This is a genomic window from Natronolimnohabitans sp. A-GB9, assembly GCF_030848565.1.
Lineage (GTDB): Archaea > Halobacteriota > Halobacteria > Halobacteriales > Natrialbaceae > Natronolimnohabitans.
Genome location: NZ_JAVDDV010000003.1, coordinates 1 through 23,439, shown reverse-complemented (window position 1 = coordinate 23,439; position 23,439 = coordinate 1). Strand labels below are relative to the sequence as shown.

Below are 23,439 nucleotides of genomic sequence, written 5' to 3'. Positions count from 1 at the left end.
TCCCGGCCCAGATTCTCGCGATCGATCCCTGTAGCCGTTGACGGCCGGGGGACGCGGGCGAAGAGAAGACGCTCGTTGCGGGTCAGTTCTCGAGTCGGAACGACGAATCGTCCTGTAGATCCGCCTGGGCGTCGAGGTCGTTGGCGACGCGGACGACTTCCCGGAGGACCTTGCGCTGGCTCCGTCGCAGGTTCTTCGAAGCACCCATCTTCGAGACGTCGAACTCGTTCGACAGTTCCTCCAGGTTCATCCCCCGCGGTGTCGAGAAGTAACCGTTCTCGACGGCTGTCTCGAGTGTCTCGAGTTCGGTATCGGTGAGTTGCTGGAGGGCCGAGAGCAACGGTCCGAGCGAGTCGAGGTTCTGCAGGATGGTAAAGAAGTCGTCGACCTCCAGTGACCCCTCACTCGCGACGTCGTACTCGTTTTCGCGCTCGAGTTCGGCGAGGGTCCGATCGGCGCTTTCCCGGGTGTCGAACCCGACGTTCCAGATCTCGCTGCCGTCGCGGATGACGAACGGACCGGTCACGTAGCCGTCGTTGTCGAGTACCGTCCGCATGGCGTTGGTCTCGTCGATCTGGGAGCGCAACATCGCCGTATTTGCTTTTCGCGAGAGCAGTTCGATTCCATTCGACATCTGGAACGTGCTGAACGTCTCGAGGGCGTCGCTGAGTTCGGATCGACTCGAGCCGATCGCCAGCAGTCGCGTCTCGAGGGTCCGATCGGCCTGGTCGAACTCCCAGTGTTGGGTATGGAACGCGACGTCGTGTTGGCGCGTCGTCCGGATGTATGGACAGTCGTACTGCACCATATCGAGTTTGAGCGTCTTCATTTAACGATCTATATTCCTAGTATCGGGACTAAATATTTGCCATTTCGTTTCTTTCGCGCTCGGAAACGAACATCCGTCTAGCTATCGGAGTTCAGCCGAATAAATGTCATCGGATGTGTGTGTGGTAGAAGACGTTCGAACGAATCGAGTTACGGGGCGTCGTGGCGTTATAATTACTCGCCGACGTGTAACAACTCTGCAGCCAGATATTCGACGAACTCGTCGGGATGTTCGGCGTGTGGGAGCTGTGTCGCGTAGTCGATGACGACGAGATCGAGATCCGCAGCCTCGGCAAGGTCACGCCCCTCACGCAGCGAGACGTGTTCGGCGTCACGACCCCAGACGAGCGTCGTCGGCGTCTCGACGGCGGCCAGTTCCGTCGCGAGGTCGAACTCGGAGTTGGGGTCGAGCGTCCCGGAGCGAGCGGAGGCGAGAGCGTACCGGGCGCCGGGCTGGTGGGCGCTTTGCCAGGCGTAGTCGACTGCTGCTGCATCGATGCGGTCGGCGTCGTAGTAGCCGTCACGAGTGTAGAAATAGCGGATCGCAGGCTTGCTCGAGAGCAGGTTACACAGCGTCGTCCCGACGACGGGGGTCCGGAGCAGCGTTCGGAGCCACGGCCGTTCGTCGACGGTTTCGTCGGTCGGACAGATCAAGACGAGCCGTTCGAACGCCGTTTCCGTCGCCGCCTCGGCGACGAACGACCCGGTCAGCGAGGAGGCGACGACGATCGGTTCGTCGGCCACGTCAGCTGCGAAGTCACGGACGAACTCGGCATACAGCGGCGCGGAGTAGACCAGCGGCGGCCGCTCAGAGCGACCGAATCCGGGGAGGTCGACCGCGATCACGCGATAGTCCTCGGCGAGTCGCTCGACGATCGGCGCGAACTCGTGGCTGCTCGCACCCGGGTAGATCCCGTGTACGAGAAGCATCTCCGGATCGTTCGGATCGCCGGCGACCGTGTAGGTCGTCTCGATGCCTCGCCAGCGGATGGTCCGCTCGACTCCCGGGAGCGGGTTCTCGAGGTCGTCCGCCCGCGTTCGCAGGAGGCGGTTCCCGAGTACGGCTGTGCCGACGGTTCCAACCGCTGCACCGAGGACGGTTCGGGCTTTCATGTGCGGCCGTACAATGGCGATCGGTTTAGAGTTCCGGTCGGAACACGACTGGCGGACGAGAGTCAGCGGAGCTAGCACGGCCGATCGGCCGAACCCGGTCCAGCCGATCCGGCGGCGGTTGCGCCGGTACATCGGTACAGCAATCCGTCTCAGTTCAGGCTTGGACCGCCACTAGTACCGTTCCAACCGTCGACTAATGGGTCGAATCGGACGACACCGCAGGATTCGACCCATCAGTTCAGGCTTGAACCGCCACTAGAGCGATCGTCGGTCTCGAGGCCTTCGAGACAGGTCTCGACGGGGTCGAGGACGTCGTCGGCGATCGAGTAGGGATCTGTCTCACCCTGCCGGACTGCCTCGGCGAGGTCGTCGACCCCGCCGGCAGCTTCGAGTTCGTCCTCGAGCATGGCGTGGACGTCCTCGCGAAGCAGCGTGCGGATCTCCTCGGCATAGCGTCCGCGGACCTGCTCGGCGTGTTCGCCGGAGTCGACGAGATACTCGCGGTGGGCCCCAAACTCGTCGATGAGATCCTCGACGCCGACGCCTCGGATCGCGACGGTTTCGACGATGGGCGTCGTCCAGCCCTCGGGCTCGTCGGTCTCGTCGGTTTCGGGGTCCCAGTCGTCGTGGGCGTCGATGACCTCCTGGCTGTGGTGGCCATCGCTGCTACCGCCACCGCCGAGTCCGCCACCACCGCCCTCGAGTTGGATCATGTCCTGTAGCTCCTGGACGGTTCGATCGGCGCCGTCGCGGTCGGCCTTGTTGACGACGAAGACGTCGGCGATCTCGAGGATGCCGGCCTTGAGCGTCTGGATCTCGTCGCCCGAGCCGGGCGGGACGAGGACGGCGACGGTGTCGGCAGTACGGACGATGTCGATCTCGTTTTGGCCGGCACCGACGGTCTCGATGATGATCTTGTCCTTGCCGAAGGCGTCCATCGCTTTGACGGCGTCGGCCGTGGCCGTCGACAGCCCACCGAGGGTGCCGCGGGCACTCATCGAGCGGACGAAGACGTCCATATCGCCTACCGTCGAGGCCATCCGGATGCGATCGCCAAGCACGGCTCCGCCCGTAAACGGCGAGGAGGGGTCGATCGCGATGATGCCGACCGTCTCTCCTCGGTCGCGGTAGGTCTCGGCGAGCTTGTCGACCAGCGTCGACTTGCCCGCACCCGGCGAGCCCGTGATGCCGATCACGTCCGCGTTGCCGGTGTGGGCATACAGCTCCGAGACCAGCTCCCGATAGCCGGGCGCACGGTCCTCGATCTTCGAGATGACTCGAGCCAGCGCGCGGTATTCCCCTGCGAGCAGGTCCTCGAGTAGTTCCTCGTCAGTGCTCATCGCTCGGGGGCGTTCTCGCGGACGAACTCGATGGTCTCCTCGACGGACGTGCCGGGACCGAAGACGGCCGAGACGCCTTCCGCTTTGAGTTCCTCACGGTCTTCGTCGGGGATGACGCCGCCGGCCAGGACGAGCGTGTCTTCTTTGGCGCCGTACTCCTCGAGTCCGTCCATGATCTTCGGGATCAGCGTATCGTGGGCGCCCGACAGAATGGAGATTCCGAGGACGTCGACGTCCTCCTGGACGGCCGCCTGGACGACCTCTTCCGGTGCCTTGTGCAGTCCAGAGTAGATGACTTCGAACCCGGCGTCACGGAATGCCCGCGCGATAACGTGTGCCCCTCGGTCGTGGCCGTCGAGACCTACTTTCGCGACGAGACATCGAATCGACTCCTGCTCCTGTTCGCTGCTCATACCATCCGTTTCCTTCGCCGCCTGTTTGACTTTAACGGAAATTCCGGAGGGATCTGTGGAGTGACGCCGCGACGAGCGACCCCCATTTTCGATTCGCGCTCGAAGACGGTTTTCAGCCGGTGACAATCGGCTGCATGTATATGTCTAGCGGTGACAAAACGATACTGAACCAAAGGCTAAAGAGCGAAACGGCCTAACATTCCGTTAATGACTATCATTCGTTTACTGCGGAGGGATCTCTCGTGGGCGTCGAAATAAAGGAGACCAGGGTCACCGACGCCGAGTTCGAGGAGATGAAAGGATTCGTTTACGAGTATCTCGCGGCCAGCGTCGAAAAAGAAGAGGAAGGGGGCCGAATGCGGTGGTATCCCTGGCACTCCGCGGAGTATCGGCACAATCATATCCTCAACGTGGTCGACCTCGCCGAGGAGATCGCCCGAGAAGAGGGCGCAGACGTCGACGTCACCCGTGTCGCCGCCCTCTTTCACGACGTCGCAAAACTCGAGACCGACCAGGAACTCCACGCCGAGGCCGGCGCTCGCGTCGCCCGTGAGTATCTGGAGTCACGCGCCGACTACCCCGACTCCTTTATCGATCAGGTGTGTCGGGCCGTCGAGAACCACTCCTACCAGGGCGACGTGACCGATCTCACCCTCGAGACGCAGTGTCTCATCGAGGCCGATCTGCTCGACAAGGTCGGCGCGAACGGCACGGCACTGATGCTGTTACGGATGGGTTACGAGGCCCGCACGCACATGGACGCCGACGAGATGGTCGACCGCGTCTTGGAACGAGGGTACGACGCGGCCTCGCGCGTCCAGAGTGAGACCGCCGAGGGAATCGCCCACCAGCGCCTCAAGCGGGTGAAATGGTTTCAGGAGTGGCTCGAGGACGAGATCGCTGCGCTCGGTAACTGATACGGTCTCCTGTAACGGTTTATCGGCGAATCACGGTCGAATCGTCCGTTCGCCGGTACTGATACTGTCGGACAGCAGTCGCGCGACCGATCGTCGAATCGTGCTGTCCAACAGTATGAGCTCTCTGCCGGGACACTGAGCCAACAACTATATATCTGATCGCCTATTCGTCCCAGCAAAGCGGTGCACGACGTGATCCGGACTACCATCCGCTCCGATCGGCTGCTGCTGGTCGTTTCGTTCGCCTGTTTTGCCGTCGCCGGCGTCGCGACTGGCGCCGTCGACGCGCTCGCCCCCACGGTCGTGGCGACGGCGCTTGCCATCGCGGGGGTCTACTGTGTCGCCCAGTACGCGACGCGTGTCACTCGGCGGCGTCTCGCCGCCCTTGCGTTTGCTTTCTGGGTCGGCTTCCTTGCGATCACCAGTCTCCACGTCGTCGGTCTCGAGACCGTCGGCGCCGCCGTTCCCGGCAACACCGCCGCGATCGTCGGCTCGCTGACGGCACTGACGTGGGCGACGCTGTTGACCGCCTGCGCGACGACGGTGTTCCTCGGCTTCCGTGAGTACGGCGCGACTACCGGCACCGACGCGCCCGAAGAACAGGTTCTCGAGGGCGACTCCGACTACTCGACGCGGTGACGATTTCTGTCGACAGTTACGAAACTCGGTAGCTCACCGCGATCCCTTCCCCCAGCGGCAGGACGATCGTCTCGAAGTCGGGGTCGTCGCCGACACACTCGAGGTAGGCAGCGATCCCCTGCGTGTCGTCGTTGACGCCGCCGGGATCGCCGCCCGCGACGAGTTCGCTCAGCTTCTCGAACTGGATCGGGCCGGCAGTGATCGCGTTATCCGCGACGACGACGCTACCGACCGGCAGTTTCGACCGAACCGCCTCGAACGCCTCGAGGTAGCGGTGTTTCTGGTGGTCGATCAAGACGACGTCGAAGGGGCCTTCGTACGCCTCGATCGTCTCGAGTGCGTCCCCGCGCTCGTACCGAGCGCGGTCGTCGTACCCACCGTTGGCCATGTACTCGCGGGCTAACTCGAGTTCGTCCGCGTCGACCTCGGTGAGGACGATCTCGCCGTCTTCGGGGAGCGCCTCGGCCATCCAGTAGGCCGAGTAGCCGTACCCGGAGCCGAACTCGAAGATCCGCTCGGCGTCCGTGACGCGGGCGAGAAACCGGAGGAACGCACCGACTTCGGGCCCGACGTGGGGGAACCCTTCGCGGTCGGCGTAGTCGTCCATTTCACGCAGCGTCTCGTCTGGATCCGGTCCGACCGTGCGAACGAAGCGGGCGATGTCATCCGTGAGAACGTCGACCATACTGTCGGGTACGGCGGCCCATACGTCAAAGCCATCGTCTCGAGTCCACCTGAGTCCGCATGTCCGCCCTGTCTCTGGTACGTCCGTAGCCGACGGTGATGGACGCCGAAGTCAGCGAGTTTTTCACGGCTCGGCGCCGATTTTCGGGAGAGAATCAGTGACCGCCGTCACGACAGCACTCGCGGGGATCGTCTTCGGGCTCGCACTCGCTGCGCCACCGGGGCCGATGAACGCCATCATCGCCGAGGAGAGCGTCACCCGCGGCTGGTCGTCGGGGTTCTGGGCCGGCCTCGGCGCGATGCTCGCTGACGTGCTCTTTTTCGTGCTCACAGTAGCCGGTGCCGTTGCCGTACTCGATCGGTATCCGGCCGTGCGGCCGGCGCTCTATCTCGCCGGTGGGCTGCTCATGCTGTACTTCGCCGTGGGTGCCGTTCGGGACCTCCGGGCGACCGCGTCGTTTACCGACGCCGGCCAAAGCGCCGCGACGGGCTTTCGCAAGACGTTCGTGCTCTCGCTGACCAACCCGTATCAGATCGGTTTCTGGCTCACCGTCGGGGTTGGCCTACTCCAGCCGGGAACACTCGACGTCTTCGCTCACGTCCCCGCTATCGGCGCTGCACTCGAGAACGCACTCGTCGTTCAAACCGGGTCTCCAACGCTGCTGGCTGGTTTCTTCGCCGGGATCGCGATCTGGATCGTCGCCTACCCTGCGGCACTGGTCGCGGCCGGTCGCCGTGTCGACGCCTTCGCACCGGCTATCGCCGCACTGAGCGGGGTCGTCCTGGCCGGCTTTGGTCTGGTCTTTCTGGCGATGGGAGTCCTTACGGTCGTCTGATACGATCCGTGTCCTGATTCCCGGCCCGGACCAGCCGGATCACAGCTGTGTCGGCCGACCGACATCAGTCCGTGTGACTGTTCGGTGTCGTACTCGCCGTCGACCCGTCGTAGAGGGTTCTCGTGGTCGAGCGGCCGAAAAAACTCGGTCCGCAGCAGCGTTGGACCCTCGTCCGTCTCTCTTATCGGATCACTGACTGCTGTCCGACAGTATCACAGCCGGTACTCGTCTCCACCGGCGTCGAAATCGACGTCGGGCGCTCGTCTCCCCGACTCGTACTCGAGGGTCGGCCGTCGGTCCGGCGGGATGGCGTTGTACTTCCGGAGAAACGAAATGACGCCGGGTTTGCCGCCGAAATCGCCGCGGTAGCGATGGAAGAGTCGCGGTACCGTGGCGACGTCTGCGTCCGCGTCGTAGGTGACGGTCTCCTCGAGATACCACTCGACGGCGATATCGAGGACTGCGTCGACGTCGGGCCGGGAGTAGACCGTCACCGGCGGACAGTGGTCGGTGTCGTCGCTGATCGCGAAGTGGATCCGCGGGTCACACTCCGGAAGCCGAAACTGCCGCTCGAACGACGAGGGAAACAGCCGCGGCACGTAGCCAAACCCCCAGGGGTGTTTCGACCGGCGGAGCATGCCGTGTGCGATGTCGTTGAGACTGATCCAGGCGCCGCTGATCGGAATTCGATCCCGTGAGACGAACTTCCAGCGCTCGAGACGGCTGCCGTCGAAGCTGGGCTGTTCTTCCTCGAGAAGCAACTGCGCGTAAGCGTTGTAGCAGTTGAGCCAGAAGGCAAGTTTGTCCGTCCGCTCCTCGAGTGTCCGCTCGAGCCGCGACCGCTCGACGGTCGCGAGATGGTCTCGCAACCGGTCGGTATCACCCTCGGTCTTGACTGCGTACAGCAGATCAGCCGAGAGGGAGAGGGGATCGAGCTGGGTAGACATTCGTTCACACATTCTCCAACCAGTGCCTTGAAGCCATGTGGGAGTGAGAGCGACAGTCTTACCGCCGGATAAATCCGGTTGCAGTTTTATGCGCCACGGAGTGGATAGAAATTCCCGTGAACCTCAGCAAAGGGTATCTGCTGGCGCTCGTCGCCGTCTTCGCCTACCTCTCGCTGTTGCTCGTGCTCCCGTTCGCTCAGTACGTTCTCGGTGGGATCCTCATCGCGTTCGTTCTCTTTCCGCTCCAGGCGCGACTCGAGCGCTACGTGCCGGCAACGGTTGCCGCCTTTCTGCTCGTGTTCCTCGCGGTGATCGGCGTCATCGTTCCGTTCGCCGTCGTCAGCCTGGTGATCGCAAGCGACGTCGCCGACCTCCTCCAAGACATCGACCCTGAGACACTACAGCTGGCAGAGATCGAGGATCGGATCGAGGAGGAGACGGGAATCGAGATCGACATCACGGAGGAGTTGATGGAATCGGCCGAAGAGATCGGGACGCTGTTGCTCGAGCAGATGACGGCGTGGTTCGGCGCGTTCACCCACGCGCTGATCGGGCTCGGGCTCATGCTCTTCTTGCTCTACTACCTGCTCAAAGACGGCGACAACCTCATGGGATGGCTCCGTGGAGTGACACCGCTACCCGAGGGCGTCCAGGACGACCTCTACAACGAGCTAAACGAGGTCATGTGGGCGGTCCTGGCCGGCCACGTCCTGATCGCGATCATCGAAGGCGTCATCGCCGGTCTTGGCCTGTTCGCGACCGGGATACCCAACGCAGCATTTTGGACGTTCATCATGGTGATCCTCTCGCTGATTCCGCTGATCGGGGCGCCACTGGTGTGGATCCCCGCCTCGATCTACTTGCTCGTGACCGGCGAACCGCTCATGGCGCTTGCACTCGCCGTCTACAGCGCCATCGTCGTCGGCGTCGCCGACGACTACCTGCGACCGATCGTCGTCGATCAGTTCGCCGAGATTAGCCCCGCCGTCATCATCCTCGGCGTCCTCGGCGGGATCTACGCCTTCGGAATCATGGGCCTGTTCTTCGGCCCCGTCGTCCTCGGAGCGCTGCTCGCGACGGTCAACGTCGTCGACGAGTACTACGAGGACCTCGAGGACGAGCCCGGGACGACCGACGCCTGATACTGTCGGACAGCAGTCAGTGCGCCGTCGGTCGCGAACGCGCGACCTCACCTACGGGACGGCCGCAGTCGCGCGACCGATCGTCGACTCGTGCTGTCCAACAGTATGAGCTGTGGCCGATCCGTGGTTCGTCGGAGATCGCCGGTGGATCTTCTTTGGTCGTCGACGCTGTCGGTCATCGATCGATGAACGACGGTGATTCAGCACGTCGGGCCGCCCGGAGCCACAGTGGGACTGTGGGGCGGATCGACCGCTCGAGCGAGAACCGCCTCAAGCGGTGGGTCCTGTTCGACGGCAATCGCGAGTGGGTCGCTACCGCGCTGCTCGCGACCGTCTTCGCCGTCATGCTCGTATTGGGTGGGCTCTGGCCAGTCGAGTATCAGGAGCTGCTGGCCGAGACGACGATGGTGCAGACGGTGTTCAACACGTTGCTCTCGGGGACGATCCTGCTGGTCTCGATCGTCGTCTCGATCGCAGCCGTCGGCATCTCCCAGGAGCTGACCTCGCTTGGCGACCAGTCGGAACGCGTCGAGACGATCATCGACTTCCAGGAGACCCTCGAGGCGGACGATATCGTCGACGTCAGTCCGGCACGGCCGGGACAGTTCACGGCAGTCGTTCTCCGCTCGGTCAAACAGCGGGCTGACGAACTCCAGGAGATCGACGGGACTGCCGACCGGGAGTACCACAACGAAGTCGACCGGCTGCGTGAGGACATCCACGCGAACACCGAGGAAGTGCTGACGACGCTCTCACGTGTTCCCGACGGCTCGACGGACGAGCTGCTGACGGGGCTGAACTACGACTCCTCGTGGCAACTCCATCAGACGCGGCGCATTCTCGTAGAGTACGACGACGAGCTCACGCCAACCGAACGCGAACGCATCGAGGACATCATGGAACTGCTGAGAAAACTGATGGTGAGTCGCGAGTACTTCAAGACGCTGTACTACAAACTCGAGCTTTCGGACCTCTCGACGACGTTGTTGACCGTCTCCCTGCCGATCATCGTCTTCATCACCTACGTCCTGCTCGCGCTCGACTCGGGGTTCTTCCCCGACGTCACCGTCTTCGGCTACACTCCGTTGACGGTCTTCATCAGCTTCGCATACACTATCGCGCTCGCGCCGTACGCCGTACTCACCGCCTACGTCTTGCGAGCCGCGAACGTGACGAAACGCACCCCCGAGGAGGGGCCGTTCGTCCTCGATAGCGATCGCGAAACGGTCTACGATCGCCGGTCGTAGTTCGGCTCCGTCGACGGTTCCGTGACGACAGAAACCGGCGGTAGAGATGAACGAAACACCGACAATCAACCGTTCTTATGAATGTTTTATCTGTCTCCCTGTGGTCGAGAACCGAGTATGTCCGACGCGAACACCCACGAGCTGTCGGCACCGGACCGAACGGTCGAACACGACGAGTTCGATCCACTTGGCACGCTCTCGCTGATCGTGCTGTACTTTCTCTCTCTCGTATTATTGTGGCTGTTTACGTACTTCATCGAGTTTCTCGGTAACGATCCGACGCCACTGGTGATCGTATGAAGATCCACACCTACGAGAAGCTGTGGCTGGGTGCGGCGATGGTGTTGATCGTCGGGTTCATCGCGACGATCACCTACGGGTCCGTCGGGCTCGGGATCACGATGATCGGTGACGACGAGCCGGCGATCGAACCCGACGCGCTCGACGAAGACGAACGGTTCGCCGATCCGCGCGTCGAACACGTGGGTGAAAACGAGTACGAAGCCTACGTCGTCGCCCGGACGTTCCTGTTCCAGCCGGATCCGATCGAAGTGCCGGCGAACAGCGAAGTGACGTTTTACGTGACGAGTACTGACGTTATTCACAGCTTCAGCGTCGTCGGAACCAACACGAACACGATGGTCATCCCCGGCGAAATCTCGACGATGACCGTCGAACTCGACGAGCCCGGCGAACACGGTGTCATCTGTAACGAGTACTGTGGCTCGGGCCACCACAACATGGAGGGCGAGCTCCACGTCGTCCCCGAAGACGAGTTCGACATGACCGAACTCGAGGTCGAAGCCGACGACGAGGTGGCCGAAGGCGACGAGGTGGCGCTCAACGTCTCCATCGAGAACGGCATGCTCGACGACCTCGAGACGACGATCGAAGCCGAGATCGGCGAGGAGACGTTCGAAGAGGACGTCACGGTCGAGGGTGACAGTACCTACGAGACGACGATCACCGTCGACGCCGCCGACCTCGGCGAGGGCGACCACGACTGGTCTGTCACCGTCGACGACTACGAGGACAGCGACACTGTGACCGTCGTCGACGAACTCGAGGACGACGGCGACGACGAGAACGACGGAGGTGACGGCGATGAGTAACACGTTCGTCGACGCCTACCCGAGACAGTCCCGTCTCATTCGGCAGGCGTTTCTGACGTCGTTCGTCGCGCTCGGGGTCGGTGCGTTCTTCGGTCTTCTCCAGGCGCTACACCGAACGGACATCTGGAGACCGATCGAGTCATCGACATACTACACCGTGTTGACGGGTCACGGCGTCTTCCTCGTCGTCTCGTTTACGATCTTCTTCCTCGTCGGCGTCTATCAGTGGGCGGTGACGGAGAGCTTGGAACGCGAGCCCGTCGACATGCGCTTTACCTGGTTCTGGTATGGAGCGATGGTATTCGGGACACTGCTGGCGGCGATCGCCATTCTGGCTGGCTTTACGGACGCGATCGACATCAGCGCGGACGTCCTCTTTACGTTCTATGCGCCACTGCAGGGCCACCCACTCTTCTATATCGGGCTCGTGATATTCGTCGTCGGGACCTGGCTTGCCGGTGCCGACTGGTTCCGTACCTGGTGGGCCTGGACGAAGGACAATCCGGACAAACGAATCCCGTTGCCGACGTTTATGGTACTGACGACGATGATCATGTGGTACATCTCGTCGATCGGTGTCGCCGCATCGATCATCCTCTTTATCCTGCCGTGGTCGATCGGCCTCATCGAGTCGCTCAACCCAACGCTGACGCGGACGCTGTTCTGGTACTTCGGGCACCCGGTCGTCTACTTCTGGCTGCTGCCGGCGTACTTGCTGTGGTACATTCTGCTGCCGAAACTCTCCGGCGGACGGCTGTTCAGCGATCCGCTCGCACGCGTCGTCTTCATCCTGTTCGTTCTCCTGTCGACTCCGGTGGGAATCCACCACCAGTATCTCGACCCCGGCATCGCCGAGGGATTCAAATACATTGCGATGACGAACACGATGTTCCTGCTATTGCCGAGTCTGTTGACTGCGTTTACCGTCGTCGCCAGCATGGAACACGGCGCTCGCCAACGTGGCGGGACGGGCTATCTCGGCTGGCTGAAGGCACTCCCGTGGCGTGAGCCGGCGTTTACGGGGATGGCACTGGCAGGACTCGTGTTCGCGTTCGGCGGCTTCACCGGCATCGTCAACGCCGGGATGAACATCAACTACCTCGTCCACAACTCGCTGTGGGTGCCCGGTCACATCCACACGCAGGTCGGCACCGCCGTCGCACTGACGTTTATGGCCGGCTCCTACTGGCTGATCCCACAACTGACCGGGAACCGTCTCGTCGGCCGTGGTGTCGCACTGTTTCAGGTCCTGCTCTGGTTCGTCGGAATCGTGTTCATGACGAACTCGATGTACCGCGGCGGGCTGATCGGCATGCCCCGTCGAACGGCCGAGCCGGAGTACGACGGCTTCGAGTACGAGATCGCGGCCGGCTCGGTCGGCGAACTCAACGTCCAGCTCGCCCTCGGTGGCGTGCTCCTGTTCGTCTCGGCATTGCTGTTTCTCTCGCTCATGCTCCTGACGCTGTTCAACAACGACAGCGAGCCGATCGACGAACGGACGATCCCGGCCCCGCTGTCCGGTCCCGAAGACTCGCCGGCCGTCCTCGACAACCTGAAGCTGTGGGTCGCCATCGCGGCCGTCCTGGTGGTGCTGGCGTACGTGGTTCCACTGGCCAGTATCGCGAGTCGAGGCGGCCTGTTCGGACCGGACGTCAGCCCCTTCCCAGTCTCCCTCGAGACGATCGTAAGCGTCCAGTTTATCACCACCGTCGCCGAATCCCTGCTCGCTAACCTCGGCCGGTGATCGCTGGATGCGGACGTCTCTCCCTCGCTTGTTCATCTTACTCGCGCTGGTGCTCGTGATCCTCGTCGAGCTTCGGACGGCGTTTGCGTTCGTCGGGATCGAACTCTCCTTTAGCGCGACGATCGTGATCGGCGTCGTCGCGATCGGACTCCTCCTGCTGTGGGCCCTGTGGCCGAACGGAGAGCAGTCCACCGACTGATGTAGTCCGCTGTGAAGCATACGGGCGCCCGCAGGCGCGGGCTCGGAAGCGACACTCGAGTGCGACCGGCGCGACACACGAATCCGAAGGCGATGGGATCCGTCGCGCTTTTGACCCGCGAGCCCCGAGCAATGGATACGCGAATGGCCCGGTATCACATCGAAACCTACGGCTGTACGTCGAATCGCGGAGAGAGCCGCGAGATCGAGCGCCGGCTCCGCGATGCGGGCCACTACCGGGTCGACGGGGTCGAGGAGGCCGACGTCGCCATCCTCAACACCTGCACCGTCGTCGAGAAGACCGAGCGGAACATGCTCCGCCGTGCCGAGGAACTCTCCGAGGAGACGGCGGATCTGTTCATTACTGGCTGTATGGCCCTCGCACAGGGCGAGGAGTTCGCCGAGGCCGACATCGACGGCCAGGTGCTCCACTGGGACGAGGTCCCCGAGGCCGTCACTAACGGCGAGTGTCCGACGACGACGCCAGACGCCGAACCGATCCTCGACGGTGTCGTCGGCATCCTCCCCATCGCCAGGGGCTGTATGTCCGACTGTTCGTACTGCATCACCAAACACGCGACGGGGAAGATCGACTCGCCGCCGATCGAGGAAAACGTCGAGAAGGCTCGTGCGCTGATCCACGCCGGTGCGAAGGAGCTCCGGATCACGGGCCAGGACACCGGCGTCTACGGCTGGGAGGAAGGCGAGCGCAAGCTCCATCGCTTGCTCGAGCGCATCTGTGAGATCGACGGCGACTTCCGCGTCCGTGTGGGGATGGCCAACCCGAAGGGTGTCCACGGCATCCGCGAGCAGCTGGCCGACGTCTTCGCCGAGTACGACGAACTCTACGACTTCCTGCATGCGCCCGTTCAGTCGGGTTCGAACGACGTCTTAGGCGACATGCGCCGCCAACATCAGGTCGAGGAGTATCTCGAGGTCGTCGAGACGTTCGACGACCGACTCGACTACTGGACCCTGTCGACGGACTTCATCGTCGGCTTCCCGACCGAAACGGACCACGACCACGAGCAGTCACTGGCACTGTTGCGCGAGACTCGCCCCGAGAAGATCAACGTCACCCGCTTCTCGAAGCGACCCGGAACGGACGCCGCCGAGATGAAGGGGCTTGGCGGCACCGTCAAGAAGGAGCGCTCGAAGGAGATGAGCGCCCTCAAGCGCGATATCGTCGGCGACGCCTACGAATCGATGGTCGGCGAGACCCGCAAAGACGCCCTCGTCGTCGAGGAAGGGACCGCCGACTCCGTCAAGTGCCGAGACTCCGCGTATCGACAGCTCATCGTCCAAAACGCAAGCGACTACGGCCTCGAGCCCGGCGACTTCGTCGACCTCGAGGTGACGGCCCACGAGACGATGTACGCCTTCGGCGAGCCGATCTAGCAACGGTCGAAGACGGGACTGTCGTCGACCGAGCGGTGTTTTGAATTCGAAAATATCGAAAGCAGCGGCCAGTTCGAACCGCTCATACGGTCTCCTGTCGTCAGTTATCGTCGATCGCCGACCCGTGTGGCGATCGGCGGGACCGCGGGACAGCAGTCCGTATCACGCGTCGCGTCGAACGACGTCAAACAAGCTTAGAGGCATCGAACAGAAATTAAACCGATTTAGCTGAAGGGGACCGGCTCCGGAAGCGGCAGGAGCGGGACCATGAACATGCCGGCAAGCGTGACCAGACCGACGAGCACCGGGAAGACGATCAGCGGAACGTTCGTCTTCCCGACCACGCCGCCGAGGTCACCAACCATGTTCGAAAGCGACGGCGTTGCGCTCTTCTGTAGGATCACCAGCTCGAGGGCAAACAGGATGACCGTCGCGGCCGCCGACATCATACAGAACGGGCAGATCTCGCCGATCACGCCCAACTGGAGGTAGACGAAGTACGACGAGAACGCCACGCCACTTGCGGTAATGGGCGTCAGGATCTTGATGATCAGGGGGTGGCGCGTGTCGAACCACCAGAGGGAGAGCCCGATCGTCGTCAGGTAGTAGAACCCACCCAACGTCGCGAGTGGCACGCCGAAGACGTACGCCCACTGGCTCGTGATGACTTCGATGCTACCCTGTACCGGTGCGTCTGCGGGGATCGCCGGAATGGCGAAGAGGTGGATCGCCGTGAGGGCAACGGTCACTAACCAGCCCATCACGGCGACGAGGGTGAAGACGCCGAACAGGAACGACACGCGTGGGGAGTACTCCCACTCGTAGTCGAACGCCAGCGATCTCGGGTTTTCAGTTGACATGCAATACTGGGTTGGGAGACCATCGCCATAAGTATTGCGGTGATTCCCCAATTCTATACAACCAGTGCTGACAGAACAGGGATCATATACTCGTCTATGGATTGCTAACACGCCCTCGGTCGACCTAAACGGTGAATATCAGCACCAGGCACCGACACAGATCGCTCGATAGTATTACTTCTGTTGTGCGTACCAGACAATATTGGGCATGGCGTCAACGAGCGAACGACTCGTGATTCGGGAGCCAAACGATCGCATCGGTTCCGTCGAGCGATCCATACTCGAGTGTCCGCGGCTTCGACAGTATAAACCGTAGACGACCGTGTTGGCGTCGCGACGCGAAGGCGACGTATGGTCACGCTGTATCTGCTCGAGGGCTGTCCGTGCTGTAAACGCGTCGTCGACCGTCTCGAGGAACGTTTCTCGAGACGACGTACGCGTGATCGGTATGACCGGCAGTATCACTCGAAGACGACGGCGCTCTCCTCGTCGGGAACGGTAGCTCCGTCCTGGGAGGCAAACGCCTCGTGGACGCGCTCGTAGGTGTCCTCGAGGGCCTCGACGATCACCGACGTGTCGCTCAGGACTGGCATGAAGTTGGTGTCGCCTTCCCAACGAGGAACGACGTGGGTGTGGAGGTGGTCGTCGATCGAGCCGCCGGCACCGTCGCCCAGATTCAGCCCGGCGTTGAAGCCGTCGGGCTCGAGGGCAGTCTCGAGTGCGTCGAAGGTGCGTTGTTTCAGGCGAGCGTGATCGAGCAGTTGCTCGTCGGTGAGGTCGGTGTAGTCGCCGGTGTGGGCGTGGGGGATCACCATGGCGTGGCCCGGATTGTACGGGTAGTTGTTCAGCATGACGAACGCGTGCTCGCTTCGGGCGGCGATGAGGTGTTCCCTGTCTGCACCCAACTCGGGCAGTTCACAGAACACGCAGTCGTCGACCTCGGGGTTGCCGTCGTCGCGTTTGATCCACTCGATCCGCCACGGTGCGAATACCTGCTCCATGTCAGAGACCACTCGGGACGAAACTAAAGCGTTTCATACGGTTCCCTGTCCCGGGCTCCCGGATATGGTAGCTACGCCCACGGCCGAGCCACGGATATCAGTCAGGTGATTCGGCCCGAATTTTATATAATACAATTCTCGTTCCTGTCGTATACGATTGAGTTTCGAAAGCGACGGTTGGAGAGGCGGCTGAGCGGTGCCGATGTTCCGTTTTGCCTCGGTAGTGAGCGAGGGGTAGCCCTTGGGATTTTCACCACGAAACTCGAAATGAAACAGGATTTAAGCGAGCACCCCCGAAGTGGTTCGGTAATGGCAACGACAGACGACTCCGTCAACGGGATGACCGAGCACTGTGAGGACTGTGGGCTGGACACCCTCCACGAGGTGTCGGTCCAACTCCGGACCGAGAGCCTGAAAGAGGAAAACGCACAGTTCTCTCGCGAGCCCTATCGCGTTGCGGAGTGTCAACGGTGTGGGAATCGCACGAGCCAGCGGATGAACAACGCCTGATACGGACTGCTGGACCGCCGCCCCACCGATCGCCACGCGGGGTCGGCGATCGGCGGGACTACTCCAGGAGACCGTACGCGCTCGCCCTCGTTGCTCGGTCACCCGTTTCTCTTTTCGTCTCCCGTCTTCGAGAACGTGCCTTCCTCGTTCGAACGACACTCCGTCGGTGCCGTCACGACCACGGCGGCTCCCGTGATCGTGTCGAGACGGGAAACTGACGTTCTCGAGTGTCAGTTCGCGGTCGTCACTTCACAGCCGTCCTCGGTGACGATGATCGTGTGTTCCTTCTGGCTGACGAGGAAACCGTCGTCTTCCTTGAGGACGGGGTAGCCGTGGACGATGTCGTTGCGCTTGAGCCGACGCAGCGCCATCTCCGCGCGGTCGGTCTCGAGCCATCGCGTCGCAAAGGGCAGCGTCCGAAACTCCTCGGTGATCTGTTCGAGCGCCTGGCGGGCCTGTCGGTTGCGCACCGACCCCTCCCGCTCGAGGGCGAAGATCTCCTCGCTTGCCCCTTCCGTCACCTTGCCGCCGCCGTCGGTCGCGAAGGGCTCGATCGCGACGACGTCGCCGACCTCGAGCGTCGTCCCCTGCGAGACGGCGCGGTTCGGGATGTTCGGACTGGTGTGTTGCTCCCAGTGGCCCAGCCCGTGGCCCGTGAGGTTGACGACGGGGTTGTAGCCGTAGCCGTCGATGACGGCCTCGATCTCGGCGCCGATGTCACCGGTGTCGACGCCGGGCTCGATGACGTCGATCGCGGCTTCGAGGGCCTGTTCAGAGGCCTCGGCGAGTTCGGGGGTACCCGAGAGGTCGACGGTGATCGCGGTGTCGGCGAGCCAGCCGTCGACGTGGACACCGATATCGAGGTTGATCATCTCCTCGCCGAAGGTCGTCTCGTCGTCGATCGACGGCGTCGCGTGGGCCGCCTCCTCGTCGACGGAGATGTTGACTGGGAATGCGGGCTGGCCGCCGAGTTCGCGAATGCGCTCCTCGGCGTACTCGGCGACCTCGAGGTGGCTCGCGCCGACCTCGACGCGTTCGGCTGTCTCTTCGCGCACCTGTGCGAGGATCTCGCCGGCCTCGCGGTGCTTTTCGTACTTCTCGGATTCGAGATCCACCTCGGATTCGGCCATGCAACCGGCTTGTACCGGTCGACAAAAAGAGGTTCCGTCTCCGCTCGAGTCACGAACACAGCAAGAGAGCGGTGGCGCTCACGCGTCGCGCGTCGCCCGCGCGGTCTGCATCGCGGCGCTGTTGTACGCCGAGCCGAGGGTACCACGCGCGTCGACGACGATCACACCGGCCGACGAGCCGGTGAGTTCGGCGAACTCCTCGAGTGCGAGCGTCGCTGCGTCCTCGGCGTCACGGCCCTCCTCGACGTGGCGGGCGACGCGTCTCGAGAGCGTGACGCGGGCGATGTCCTCGCCGGCACCCGTAGCGCTGACCGCTGCGGCGGGACAGCAGTAGAAGCCGGCGCCGACCTGCGGGACGTCGCCGACGCGGCCGGCGAGTGCGAGCCAGCGGCCGCCGGTCGAGGTCGCCGCGGCCAACGCCTCGCCGTCGAAGGCGACGGCGCCGACCGTGTCGTGATCCGACCGTCCATAGCGCTCGCGGAGCCACTCGAGTTGTGCCTTCGGCTCGTCGGTCGCCACCGCGGTCTCGAGGGCGGCCCACCGCTCCCGGCTGCGATCCGACCAGCAGTCGACGTCGGTCTCGATCCCGAAGGCGTCGGCCAGCGAGACGGCGTGTTGGCCCGCGACGAACCCATGTGGCGTCTCGTCCATAACGAGCCGAGCGACGCTTACGGCGTGTTCGACCCCCGGCATCGAACAGGCAGCGCCGACCGACCGGTCACAGGTCATGATCCCCGCGTCGGTTCGGATCTCGCCGTCGCTCTGGACGGCGCTTCCGACGCCGGCGTTGAATCGGGGATCGGACTCGAGGACACGTACTGCCGTCTCCACTGCGTCGACCGGTCGCGATCGATCCGCGCCGACGGCGGCTGCCCGCTCGAGGACGCGCCGTCGCGGCCCGGGCTCGTCGGGTTCGCTTCCGGCACCGCCGTGGACGAGTACCTGCATACGTCCGCTATCGACCCGATCGGGGGAAGGCGTTTCGCGGCGCGACGAAATCCCCCACACTTACGAGAGCGGCCTGTGTAGCGACGACGACGATGACGCCAGTTGCCTTTCTCGTGGGCTTCTGTGCGGCGATGGCGGCCGTAGCGCTCGGGCGACTGGCGACCGACGACACGCCGAGCCCCGTCGACGTCGGCTCGGCGCTTACCGTCATCGGGATCACGCTAGTGAGTGCGTCGTGGGCGATTCGGGAGTCGTCGCTGCTTTCGTCGTCGGGTCAGGTACTGATTGTAGCCGTCGGACTCGGAGTCGGCGGCGCCGGCGTGGCGGTAGTCGTCCATTACTGGGAGTGATCACTCGGTCGTGCGACCGCGGTCGTTCACCAACAGCCATCAATTTTTTGACACAGTAGGGCGATTATATAATGGTCTTTCGTACGAGATCGGAGAGGGATTTTTGACGTCTCGGCGGGGTAATGCCCCCTTCTATGTCGAATTGGGATCTCGTTTCGATCGATAGTGAACCGACGTTTGCCGGCCGTAGACGGAAATGGTAGACCTTTTACCCCCGCTTGCAGCACCGTCTAGACGAGATGAGCTACGACAAGATCGAGGTTCCCGAAGCGGGAGAAAAGATCACGCTGAAAGAGGGTACGGACGACGAGCTCGAGGTTCCGGACAACCCGATTATCCCGATCATCTACGGTGACGGTGTCGGAAGCGACGTCGGTCCGGCCGCACAGAAGGTGCTGGAAGCCGCTGCAGAGGAGACCGGCCGCGAGATCAACTGGATGCGCGTCTACGCCGGCGAGTCCGCCCGCGAGAAATACGACGAGAACCTGCCCGACGAGACCGTCGAGGCCATCAAGGAACACCGCGTCGCGATCAAGGGCCCGCTGACGACGCCCGTCGGTGCCGGCTTCCGTTCGCTGAACGTCGGTCTGCGCAAGCTGCTCGACCTCTATGCGAACGTTCGACCGACCTACCACCTAGACGGCGTCCCGTCGCCGGTCTCCGAGCCCGGTCAGATGGACATGGTCACCTTCCGTGAGAACACGGAGGACGTCTACGCCGGTATCGAGTGGGAGGAAGGCACCGACGAAGTCGAGGAGGTCAAGGAGTTCGTCGAAGAGGACATGGGCTTCGACGACGTCATCCACGACGGTCCCGTCGGCATCGGCGTCAAGCCGATCACGGAGTTCGGAACGAAGCGACTCGTCCGCCGTGCCATCGACTACGCCCTAGAGCACGACCGTGACTCCGTCACGCTGGTCCACAAGGGCAACATCATGAAGTTCACCGAGGGCCAGTTCCGCGACTGGGGCTACGAGGTCGCCGAAGAGGAGTACGGTGACGAGGTCATCACCGAGGACACCCTCTGGGAGGAACGCGACGGCGAAGCACCGGACGACGCCGTGGTCGTCAACGACCGCATCGCGGACAACATGCTCCAGCAGGTCCTGACCCGCACCGACGAGTACGACATCCTCGCGACGATGAACCTGAACGGGGACTACATCTCCGACGCCTGTGGCGCCCAGATCGGCGGCCTCGGCATCGCGCCCGGCGCGAACTTCGGCGACGGCCGCATGCTCGCCGAGCCCGTCCACGGCTCCGCACCCAAGTACGAGGGCCAGGACAAGGTCAACCCGACCGCCATGATCCTCTCGGGCCGCATGATGCTCGAGTACCTCGGCTGGTCCGACGCCGCCGACCTCGTCCGCGACGCCGTCGAGGAGACCATCTCCTCCGGCAAAGTCACCTACGACCTCGAGCGTCAGCTCGACGACGCCGAGAAGCTCGCCACCAGCGAGTTCGCCGAGGAAGTCGTCAACAACATCGAAAAGCTCGCATAAACGAGCTTTTCGTCCTCTCACGGCCTTGCCGTGAGAACATCGAAAAACTGGCATAACGCCAGTTTTCGAGCAATCAGACACCGTTGGTGTCTGGTGACATCGCGAAACTCGCGTAGCCGGAAGCGAGTTTCTCGGACAGTCGAAACGCAGTTCTGACGTTTTTGAGGTGCTGTCGTAGATAGCGTTTCAACCACGCGGACCGTCCCGCAAGCTGCCGATCTCGAGGCGCGTTCGTCGACAGCGATATACGAGGGGCAGAGATCGTGACGAACGGTACTTTACGCCGTTCGGCATAGCGAGAGGGCGTCCTTCCTTGAACCCCCTCGGTTCGTTCGATTCGGAATCCCCGCGGCTTTCATACGTTATGCGGGAGTGTATGCCTCAGAGTACACGTTAAGAAGTGTAATTCCAATGATCACGAATACGAATCCAGCGATGCCCGCTGCATCGACTCGTTCACCGAAGAAGAGAATTCCAATGGTCGCTAGTAGGACAATTCCTACTGCCGACCAAGTAGCATAAACGAGACCGACGGGCAAACTCGTCAATGTGAGGCTAATGAAATAGAATGAGGCGATATACAATCCGATCGCTAGCACACCAAGAAAGACGTTCTCAAACCCGTTCGATGATTTGAGGGCCGTCGTTCCGATCACTTCTGTCAGAATCGCACCCGCAAGATACACGTATTCTTTCATGTACGGCAGATAGGCATTGACATATATGTATTTTTCTAATGTAAATAGAATATAAGTTTTTAGCATATGTATTAAATAGTTAGAAATATATAGTTATAATTGGGATTATGGGTGGGATGACATCCGAGGAAAGACAAAATCTGTCGGTACTACACCAATATCAGCCGCTGTTTAAAGAATGGATTCGGATCTCTAGACCGCATTACTGGTTCCATCTCGTTGCACCAGTATTGTTTGCGATCCTCTACGGCGCGAATTCGATCGAGCAAGTGTTGACTCCAATCTCGCTGTGGTTCGTCTTGTATTTTTTTCTGCCTGGGAATTTGTTCCTTTATGGAATAAATGATATGTATGACGAGGAAACAGATGAGCACAATCCACGGAAACGAAGTGAAGGCGGCATCGAGGGGAAATTCAACCAACGGTTCGAGACAGTCATTGCGATTATTGGAAGTGGATTGTTGATAACAACAGTCATATTCTTCACTACTTCAGTTCCAGTCCTTCTGACAATTGCAGCCTGGATCGGTATAAATATCACCTATAATATGCCACCGTTCCGTTTCAAGTCGGTTCCACTTTTGGACTCAATCTCTAATGGAGTGTACATCCTTCCAGGTATTGCTGCTTACATCGCTGTCAGTGAGACAATACCACCAATCCTCGCAATCGTTGGGTTTTGGATCTGGACAATGGGCTACCATACACTCGCTGCTACAGCAGACATAAAACCAGACAGGGAAGCAAACATCCAAACATTGGCAACAGTGCTCGGGAAGAGGTTGTCGCTCACCTATTGCGGACTCACCTGGTTGATCGCCGCTCTGGCCTTAGCAGAAGTTTACGTGTACGCTGGCGCTCTCTTTGCGGTATACCCTGCTCTTGTTGCCATTGCAGTTATTACTGATATCGATGTTCAAGACCTGTTGTATTACATTCCAATAATTAACTTGCTTGTCTCTATTCCAATTTTCGTCGGTGGACTTTGGCCACTACTTAGCTAACCGGTGGCGTAACCGACTGTCTTTGTCCGTTCACGCAGATATAATATTCTTCTAAATCAATAAATATATAATCAAAGTCTATTACAACTTTACATGATGTCGGGATTATTACGACTGACTTCGAGAATGCTCAGGAGCAATATTTCTACAGTGTACAACCAGATCGCTTATTGGCGGGTATTTCCAGCAATATATGCGGCAGCAGTAACTGTTGCGGGTTCATTACTACTCGACGTATTTTCACCGATCACCATCTTTATCGCTTTCTTCACTACTCTTTCGATATACAATATCAATAGTCTATACGATGTAGACGAAGATAAGATCAACAACCCGAATAATGCCGACTTTGCTTTACAGAATCGGAGATTAGTAACGACACTTGTGGTTATCTCATCAGTAGTTGCTATCTGTCTTTCAGTCTTTGGAGGAATATATACTCCTTTCGTGGTTCTACTGTGCCTCGTATCTGGGATACTATATAGCGCAAAGAAGTACAGAATCAAGAACATACTGCTTTTAAATACTGTTCTTGTTGCCGTTACGCTATCAGTTATTGCGACGGTGATCCCAGTTACTTTTACCGGAGAATCTAATTCTACCAAATTATTTATAATATTCTTTTATTTCATAGTAAAGTTCGCAATAACTGTTGAAATTTGTAATATACCCGATATCGATGGCGATAAACGTACTGGAGTTACAACACTTCCGATAGTTCTTGGAGTTAGTAAAACCAAATGGTTACTATACGGGCTTGAGATTGGTTCGTTCGGTTTCCTAATCGGGTCAGTGTTATTCGGTCATATTTCGGCAGCAGTTCTCGTCGTATTCGGAATTCCAATGGGTTATTCGCTGTGGACAATTTACATAACGAA

26 protein-coding genes are annotated in these 23,439 nt (G+C 60.9%); 15 read left to right on the top strand and 11 right to left on the bottom strand.

Annotated features, from left to right (window positions below; genetic code table 11):
* Positions 1-82 precede the first annotated feature (82 nt).
* The 4 genes from RBH26_RS04995 to RBH26_RS04980 form a co-directional block, all read right to left on the bottom strand.
* Positions 83-829, bottom strand: coding sequence for a helix-turn-helix domain-containing protein (locus RBH26_RS04995; protein WP_306756988.1), 747 nt, complete (start codon positions 827-829; stop codon positions 83-85).
* Positions 830-1,002: 173 nt separating this feature from the next.
* The gene (locus RBH26_RS04990) at positions 1,003-1,941 is read right to left on the bottom strand and encodes an alpha/beta hydrolase (protein ID WP_306756987.1); all 939 of its coding nucleotides are present in this window, start codon (positions 1,939-1,941) and stop codon (positions 1,003-1,005) included.
* 233 nt (positions 1,942-2,174) lie between these two features.
* Positions 2,175-3,281 carry a methylmalonyl Co-A mutase-associated GTPase MeaB gene (meaB, locus tag RBH26_RS04985; protein ID WP_306756985.1) on the bottom strand — a complete coding sequence of 369 codons (1,107 nt, stop codon included), beginning with the start codon at positions 3,279-3,281 and terminating at the stop codon, positions 2,175-2,177.
* Positions 3,278-3,694: a cobalamin B12-binding domain-containing protein gene (locus tag RBH26_RS04980; protein WP_306756984.1), complete on the bottom strand. Its 417-nt coding sequence runs from the start codon at positions 3,692-3,694 to the stop codon at positions 3,278-3,280. Before RBH26_RS04980 ends, meaB begins: the two co-directional genes overlap by 4 nt.
* 242 nt (positions 3,695-3,936) lie before the next feature.
* Between RBH26_RS04980 and RBH26_RS04975 the strand changes: the two genes are divergently transcribed.
* A complete protein-coding gene (locus tag RBH26_RS04975; RefSeq protein WP_306756983.1) occupies positions 3,937-4,611 on the top strand; it encodes an HD domain-containing protein in 675 nt (224 codons plus the stop codon).
* A 183-nt stretch (positions 4,612-4,794) separates the two neighbouring features.
* Complete coding sequence (locus tag RBH26_RS04970; protein ID WP_306756982.1) at positions 4,795-5,250, top strand: hypothetical protein; 456 nt, start codon at positions 4,795-4,797, stop codon at positions 5,248-5,250.
* A gap of 16 nt (positions 5,251-5,266) precedes the next feature.
* On the opposite strand, the gene RBH26_RS04965 is transcribed toward RBH26_RS04970, so the two are convergent.
* Positions 5,267-5,935, bottom strand: a complete 669-nt coding sequence (locus tag RBH26_RS04965) for an O-methyltransferase (protein ID WP_306756981.1) — start codon at positions 5,933-5,935, stop codon at positions 5,267-5,269.
* 157 nt (positions 5,936-6,092) lie between these two features.
* On the opposite strand from RBH26_RS04965, the gene RBH26_RS04960 reads away from it, so the two are divergent.
* A complete protein-coding gene (locus RBH26_RS04960; protein ID WP_306756979.1) occupies positions 6,093-6,770 on the top strand; it encodes a LysE family transporter in 678 nt (225 codons plus the stop codon).
* Positions 6,771-6,982: 212 nt separating this feature from the next.
* On the opposite strand, the gene RBH26_RS04955 is transcribed toward RBH26_RS04960, so the two are convergent.
* On the bottom strand, positions 6,983-7,717 hold the full coding sequence (locus tag RBH26_RS04955; protein ID WP_306756978.1) for a DUF547 domain-containing protein: 735 nt from the start codon (positions 7,715-7,717) through the stop codon (positions 6,983-6,985).
* A gap of 116 nt (positions 7,718-7,833) precedes the next feature.
* Between RBH26_RS04955 and RBH26_RS04950 the strand changes: the two genes are divergently transcribed.
* The 7 genes from RBH26_RS04950 to RBH26_RS04920 all read left to right on the top strand — a co-directional run bounded on the left by RBH26_RS04950 (position 7,834) and on the right by RBH26_RS04920 (position 14,558).
* Entirely contained in the window at positions 7,834-8,859 is a 1,026-nt protein-coding gene (locus RBH26_RS04950) for an AI-2E family transporter (RefSeq protein ID WP_306756977.1), read from the top strand.
* A 185-nt stretch (positions 8,860-9,044) separates the two neighbouring features.
* Positions 9,045-10,106 carry a hypothetical protein gene (locus RBH26_RS04945; protein ID WP_306756976.1) on the top strand — a complete coding sequence of 354 codons (1,062 nt, stop codon included), beginning with the start codon at positions 9,045-9,047 and terminating at the stop codon, positions 10,104-10,106.
* Positions 10,107-10,223: 117 nt separating this feature from the next.
* Positions 10,224-10,406, top strand: a complete 183-nt coding sequence (locus tag RBH26_RS04940) for a cytochrome oxidase (protein ID WP_306756974.1) — start codon at positions 10,224-10,226, stop codon at positions 10,404-10,406.
* Complete coding sequence (locus RBH26_RS04935; RefSeq protein ID WP_306756973.1) at positions 10,403-11,218, top strand: cytochrome c oxidase subunit II; 816 nt, start codon at positions 10,403-10,405, stop codon at positions 11,216-11,218. Before RBH26_RS04940 ends, RBH26_RS04935 begins: the two co-directional genes overlap by 4 nt.
* Positions 11,211-12,962: a b(o/a)3-type cytochrome-c oxidase subunit 1 gene (locus RBH26_RS04930; protein WP_306756972.1), complete on the top strand. Its 1,752-nt coding sequence runs from the start codon at positions 11,211-11,213 to the stop codon at positions 12,960-12,962. Before RBH26_RS04935 ends, RBH26_RS04930 begins: the two co-directional genes overlap by 8 nt.
* A 7-nt stretch (positions 12,963-12,969) precedes the next feature.
* Positions 12,970-13,161: a CbaC protein gene (locus tag RBH26_RS04925; protein ID WP_306756971.1), complete on the top strand. Its 192-nt coding sequence runs from the start codon at positions 12,970-12,972 to the stop codon at positions 13,159-13,161.
* 143 nt (positions 13,162-13,304) lie between these two features.
* Positions 13,305-14,558: a tRNA (N(6)-L-threonylcarbamoyladenosine(37)-C(2))-methylthiotransferase gene (locus tag RBH26_RS04920; RefSeq protein ID WP_306757370.1), complete on the top strand. Its 1,254-nt coding sequence runs from the start codon at positions 13,305-13,307 to the stop codon at positions 14,556-14,558.
* A 224-nt stretch (positions 14,559-14,782) separates the two neighbouring features.
* On the opposite strand, the gene RBH26_RS04915 is transcribed toward RBH26_RS04920, so the two are convergent.
* Together RBH26_RS04915 and RBH26_RS04910 are read right to left on the bottom strand one after the other, a co-directional pair.
* Positions 14,783-15,418 carry a vitamin K epoxide reductase family protein gene (locus RBH26_RS04915; RefSeq protein ID WP_306756970.1) on the bottom strand — a complete coding sequence of 212 codons (636 nt, stop codon included), beginning with the start codon at positions 15,416-15,418 and terminating at the stop codon, positions 14,783-14,785.
* Between the two features lie 461 nt (positions 15,419-15,879).
* Positions 15,880-16,419 (bottom strand): HIT domain-containing protein, encoded by a 540-nt coding sequence (locus RBH26_RS04910; protein WP_306756969.1) that lies wholly within the window; start codon positions 16,417-16,419, stop codon positions 15,880-15,882.
* Between the two features lie 309 nt (positions 16,420-16,728).
* On the opposite strand from RBH26_RS04910, the gene RBH26_RS04905 reads away from it, so the two are divergent.
* Positions 16,729-16,929, top strand: coding sequence for a hypothetical protein (locus tag RBH26_RS04905; RefSeq protein ID WP_306756968.1), 201 nt, complete (start codon positions 16,729-16,731; stop codon positions 16,927-16,929).
* Positions 16,930-17,159: 230 nt separating this feature from the next.
* Here the strand turns inward: RBH26_RS04905 and map are convergent, their stop codons facing one another.
* Both map and RBH26_RS04895 read right to left on the bottom strand, forming a co-directional pair.
* Positions 17,160-18,059, bottom strand: a complete 900-nt coding sequence (map, locus tag RBH26_RS04900; RefSeq protein WP_306756967.1) for a type II methionyl aminopeptidase — start codon at positions 18,057-18,059, stop codon at positions 17,160-17,162.
* 78 nt (positions 18,060-18,137) lie between these two features.
* Complete coding sequence (locus tag RBH26_RS04895; protein WP_306756966.1) at positions 18,138-19,007, bottom strand: isoaspartyl peptidase/L-asparaginase; 870 nt, start codon at positions 19,005-19,007, stop codon at positions 18,138-18,140.
* A gap of 92 nt (positions 19,008-19,099) precedes the next feature.
* Between RBH26_RS04895 and RBH26_RS04890 the strand changes: the two genes are divergently transcribed.
* Positions 19,100-19,357: a hypothetical protein gene (locus RBH26_RS04890; RefSeq protein WP_306756965.1), complete on the top strand. Its 258-nt coding sequence runs from the start codon at positions 19,100-19,102 to the stop codon at positions 19,355-19,357.
* 239 nt (positions 19,358-19,596) lie between these two features.
* Positions 19,597-20,859, top strand: coding sequence for an isocitrate dehydrogenase (NADP(+)) (gene icd, locus RBH26_RS04885; RefSeq protein ID WP_306756963.1), 1,263 nt, complete (start codon positions 19,597-19,599; stop codon positions 20,857-20,859).
* A 362-nt stretch (positions 20,860-21,221) separates the two neighbouring features.
* Here icd and RBH26_RS04880 read toward each other — a convergent pair whose 3' ends face one another.
* A complete protein-coding gene (locus RBH26_RS04880) occupies positions 21,222-21,557 on the bottom strand; it encodes a multidrug efflux SMR transporter (protein WP_306756962.1) in 336 nt (111 codons plus the stop codon).
* A 116-nt stretch (positions 21,558-21,673) separates the two neighbouring features.
* On the opposite strand from RBH26_RS04880, the gene RBH26_RS04875 reads away from it, so the two are divergent.
* Positions 21,674-22,561: a prenyltransferase gene (locus RBH26_RS04875; protein WP_306756960.1), complete on the top strand. Its 888-nt coding sequence runs from the start codon at positions 21,674-21,676 to the stop codon at positions 22,559-22,561.
* A 126-nt stretch (positions 22,562-22,687) separates the two neighbouring features.
* On the top strand, positions 22,688-23,439 hold a 752-nt coding region (locus tag RBH26_RS04870), incomplete at its 3' end, for a UbiA family prenyltransferase (RefSeq protein WP_306756957.1).

Excerpts from the sequence above, each read along its gene's own strand:
- RBH26_RS04965 (WP_306756981.1), bottom strand. The coding sequence starts at position 5,935 with ATGGTCGACGTTCTCACGGATGACATCGCCCGCTTCGTTCGCACGGTC.
- RBH26_RS04945 (WP_306756976.1), top strand. The coding sequence starts at position 9,045 with ATGAACGACGGTGATTCAGCACGTCGGGCCGCCCGGAGCCACAGTGGG.
- map (WP_306756967.1), bottom strand. The coding sequence starts at position 18,059 with ATGGCCGAATCCGAGGTGGATCTCGAATCCGAGAAGTACGAAAAGCAC.
- RBH26_RS04990 (WP_306756987.1), bottom strand. The coding sequence starts at position 1,941 with ATGAAAGCCCGAACCGTCCTCGGTGCAGCGGTTGGAACCGTCGGCACA.
- icd (WP_306756963.1), top strand. The coding sequence starts at position 19,597 with ATGAGCTACGACAAGATCGAGGTTCCCGAAGCGGGAGAAAAGATCACG.
- RBH26_RS04895 (WP_306756966.1), bottom strand. The coding sequence starts at position 19,007 with ATGCAGGTACTCGTCCACGGCGGTGCCGGAAGCGAACCCGACGAGCCC.
- RBH26_RS04935 (WP_306756973.1), top strand. The coding sequence starts at position 10,403 with ATGAAGATCCACACCTACGAGAAGCTGTGGCTGGGTGCGGCGATGGTG.
- RBH26_RS04910 (WP_306756969.1), bottom strand. The coding sequence starts at position 16,419 with ATGGAGCAGGTATTCGCACCGTGGCGGATCGAGTGGATCAAACGCGAC.
- RBH26_RS04920 (WP_306757370.1), top strand. The coding sequence starts at position 13,305 with ATGGCCCGGTATCACATCGAAACCTACGGCTGTACGTCGAATCGCGGA.
- RBH26_RS04915 (WP_306756970.1), bottom strand. The coding sequence starts at position 15,418 with ATGTCAACTGAAAACCCGAGATCGCTGGCGTTCGACTACGAGTGGGAG.
- RBH26_RS04890 (WP_306756965.1), top strand. The coding sequence starts at position 19,100 with ATGACGCCAGTTGCCTTTCTCGTGGGCTTCTGTGCGGCGATGGCGGCC.
- RBH26_RS04930 (WP_306756972.1), top strand. The coding sequence starts at position 11,211 with ATGAGTAACACGTTCGTCGACGCCTACCCGAGACAGTCCCGTCTCATT.
- RBH26_RS04980 (WP_306756984.1), bottom strand. The coding sequence starts at position 3,694 with ATGAGCAGCGAACAGGAGCAGGAGTCGATTCGATGTCTCGTCGCGAAA.
- meaB (WP_306756985.1), bottom strand. The coding sequence starts at position 3,281 with ATGAGCACTGACGAGGAACTACTCGAGGACCTGCTCGCAGGGGAATAC.
- RBH26_RS04955 (WP_306756978.1), bottom strand. The coding sequence starts at position 7,717 with ATGTCTACCCAGCTCGATCCCCTCTCCCTCTCGGCTGATCTGCTGTAC.
- RBH26_RS04925 (WP_306756971.1), top strand. The coding sequence starts at position 12,970 with ATGCGGACGTCTCTCCCTCGCTTGTTCATCTTACTCGCGCTGGTGCTC.
- RBH26_RS04995 (WP_306756988.1), bottom strand. The coding sequence starts at position 829 with ATGAAGACGCTCAAACTCGATATGGTGCAGTACGACTGTCCATACATC.
- RBH26_RS04905 (WP_306756968.1), top strand. The coding sequence starts at position 16,729 with ATGGCAACGACAGACGACTCCGTCAACGGGATGACCGAGCACTGTGAG.
- RBH26_RS04940 (WP_306756974.1), top strand. The coding sequence starts at position 10,224 with ATGTCCGACGCGAACACCCACGAGCTGTCGGCACCGGACCGAACGGTC.
- RBH26_RS04880 (WP_306756962.1), bottom strand. The coding sequence starts at position 21,557 with ATGAAAGAATACGTGTATCTTGCGGGTGCGATTCTGACAGAAGTGATC.
- RBH26_RS04875 (WP_306756960.1), top strand. The coding sequence starts at position 21,674 with ATGACATCCGAGGAAAGACAAAATCTGTCGGTACTACACCAATATCAG.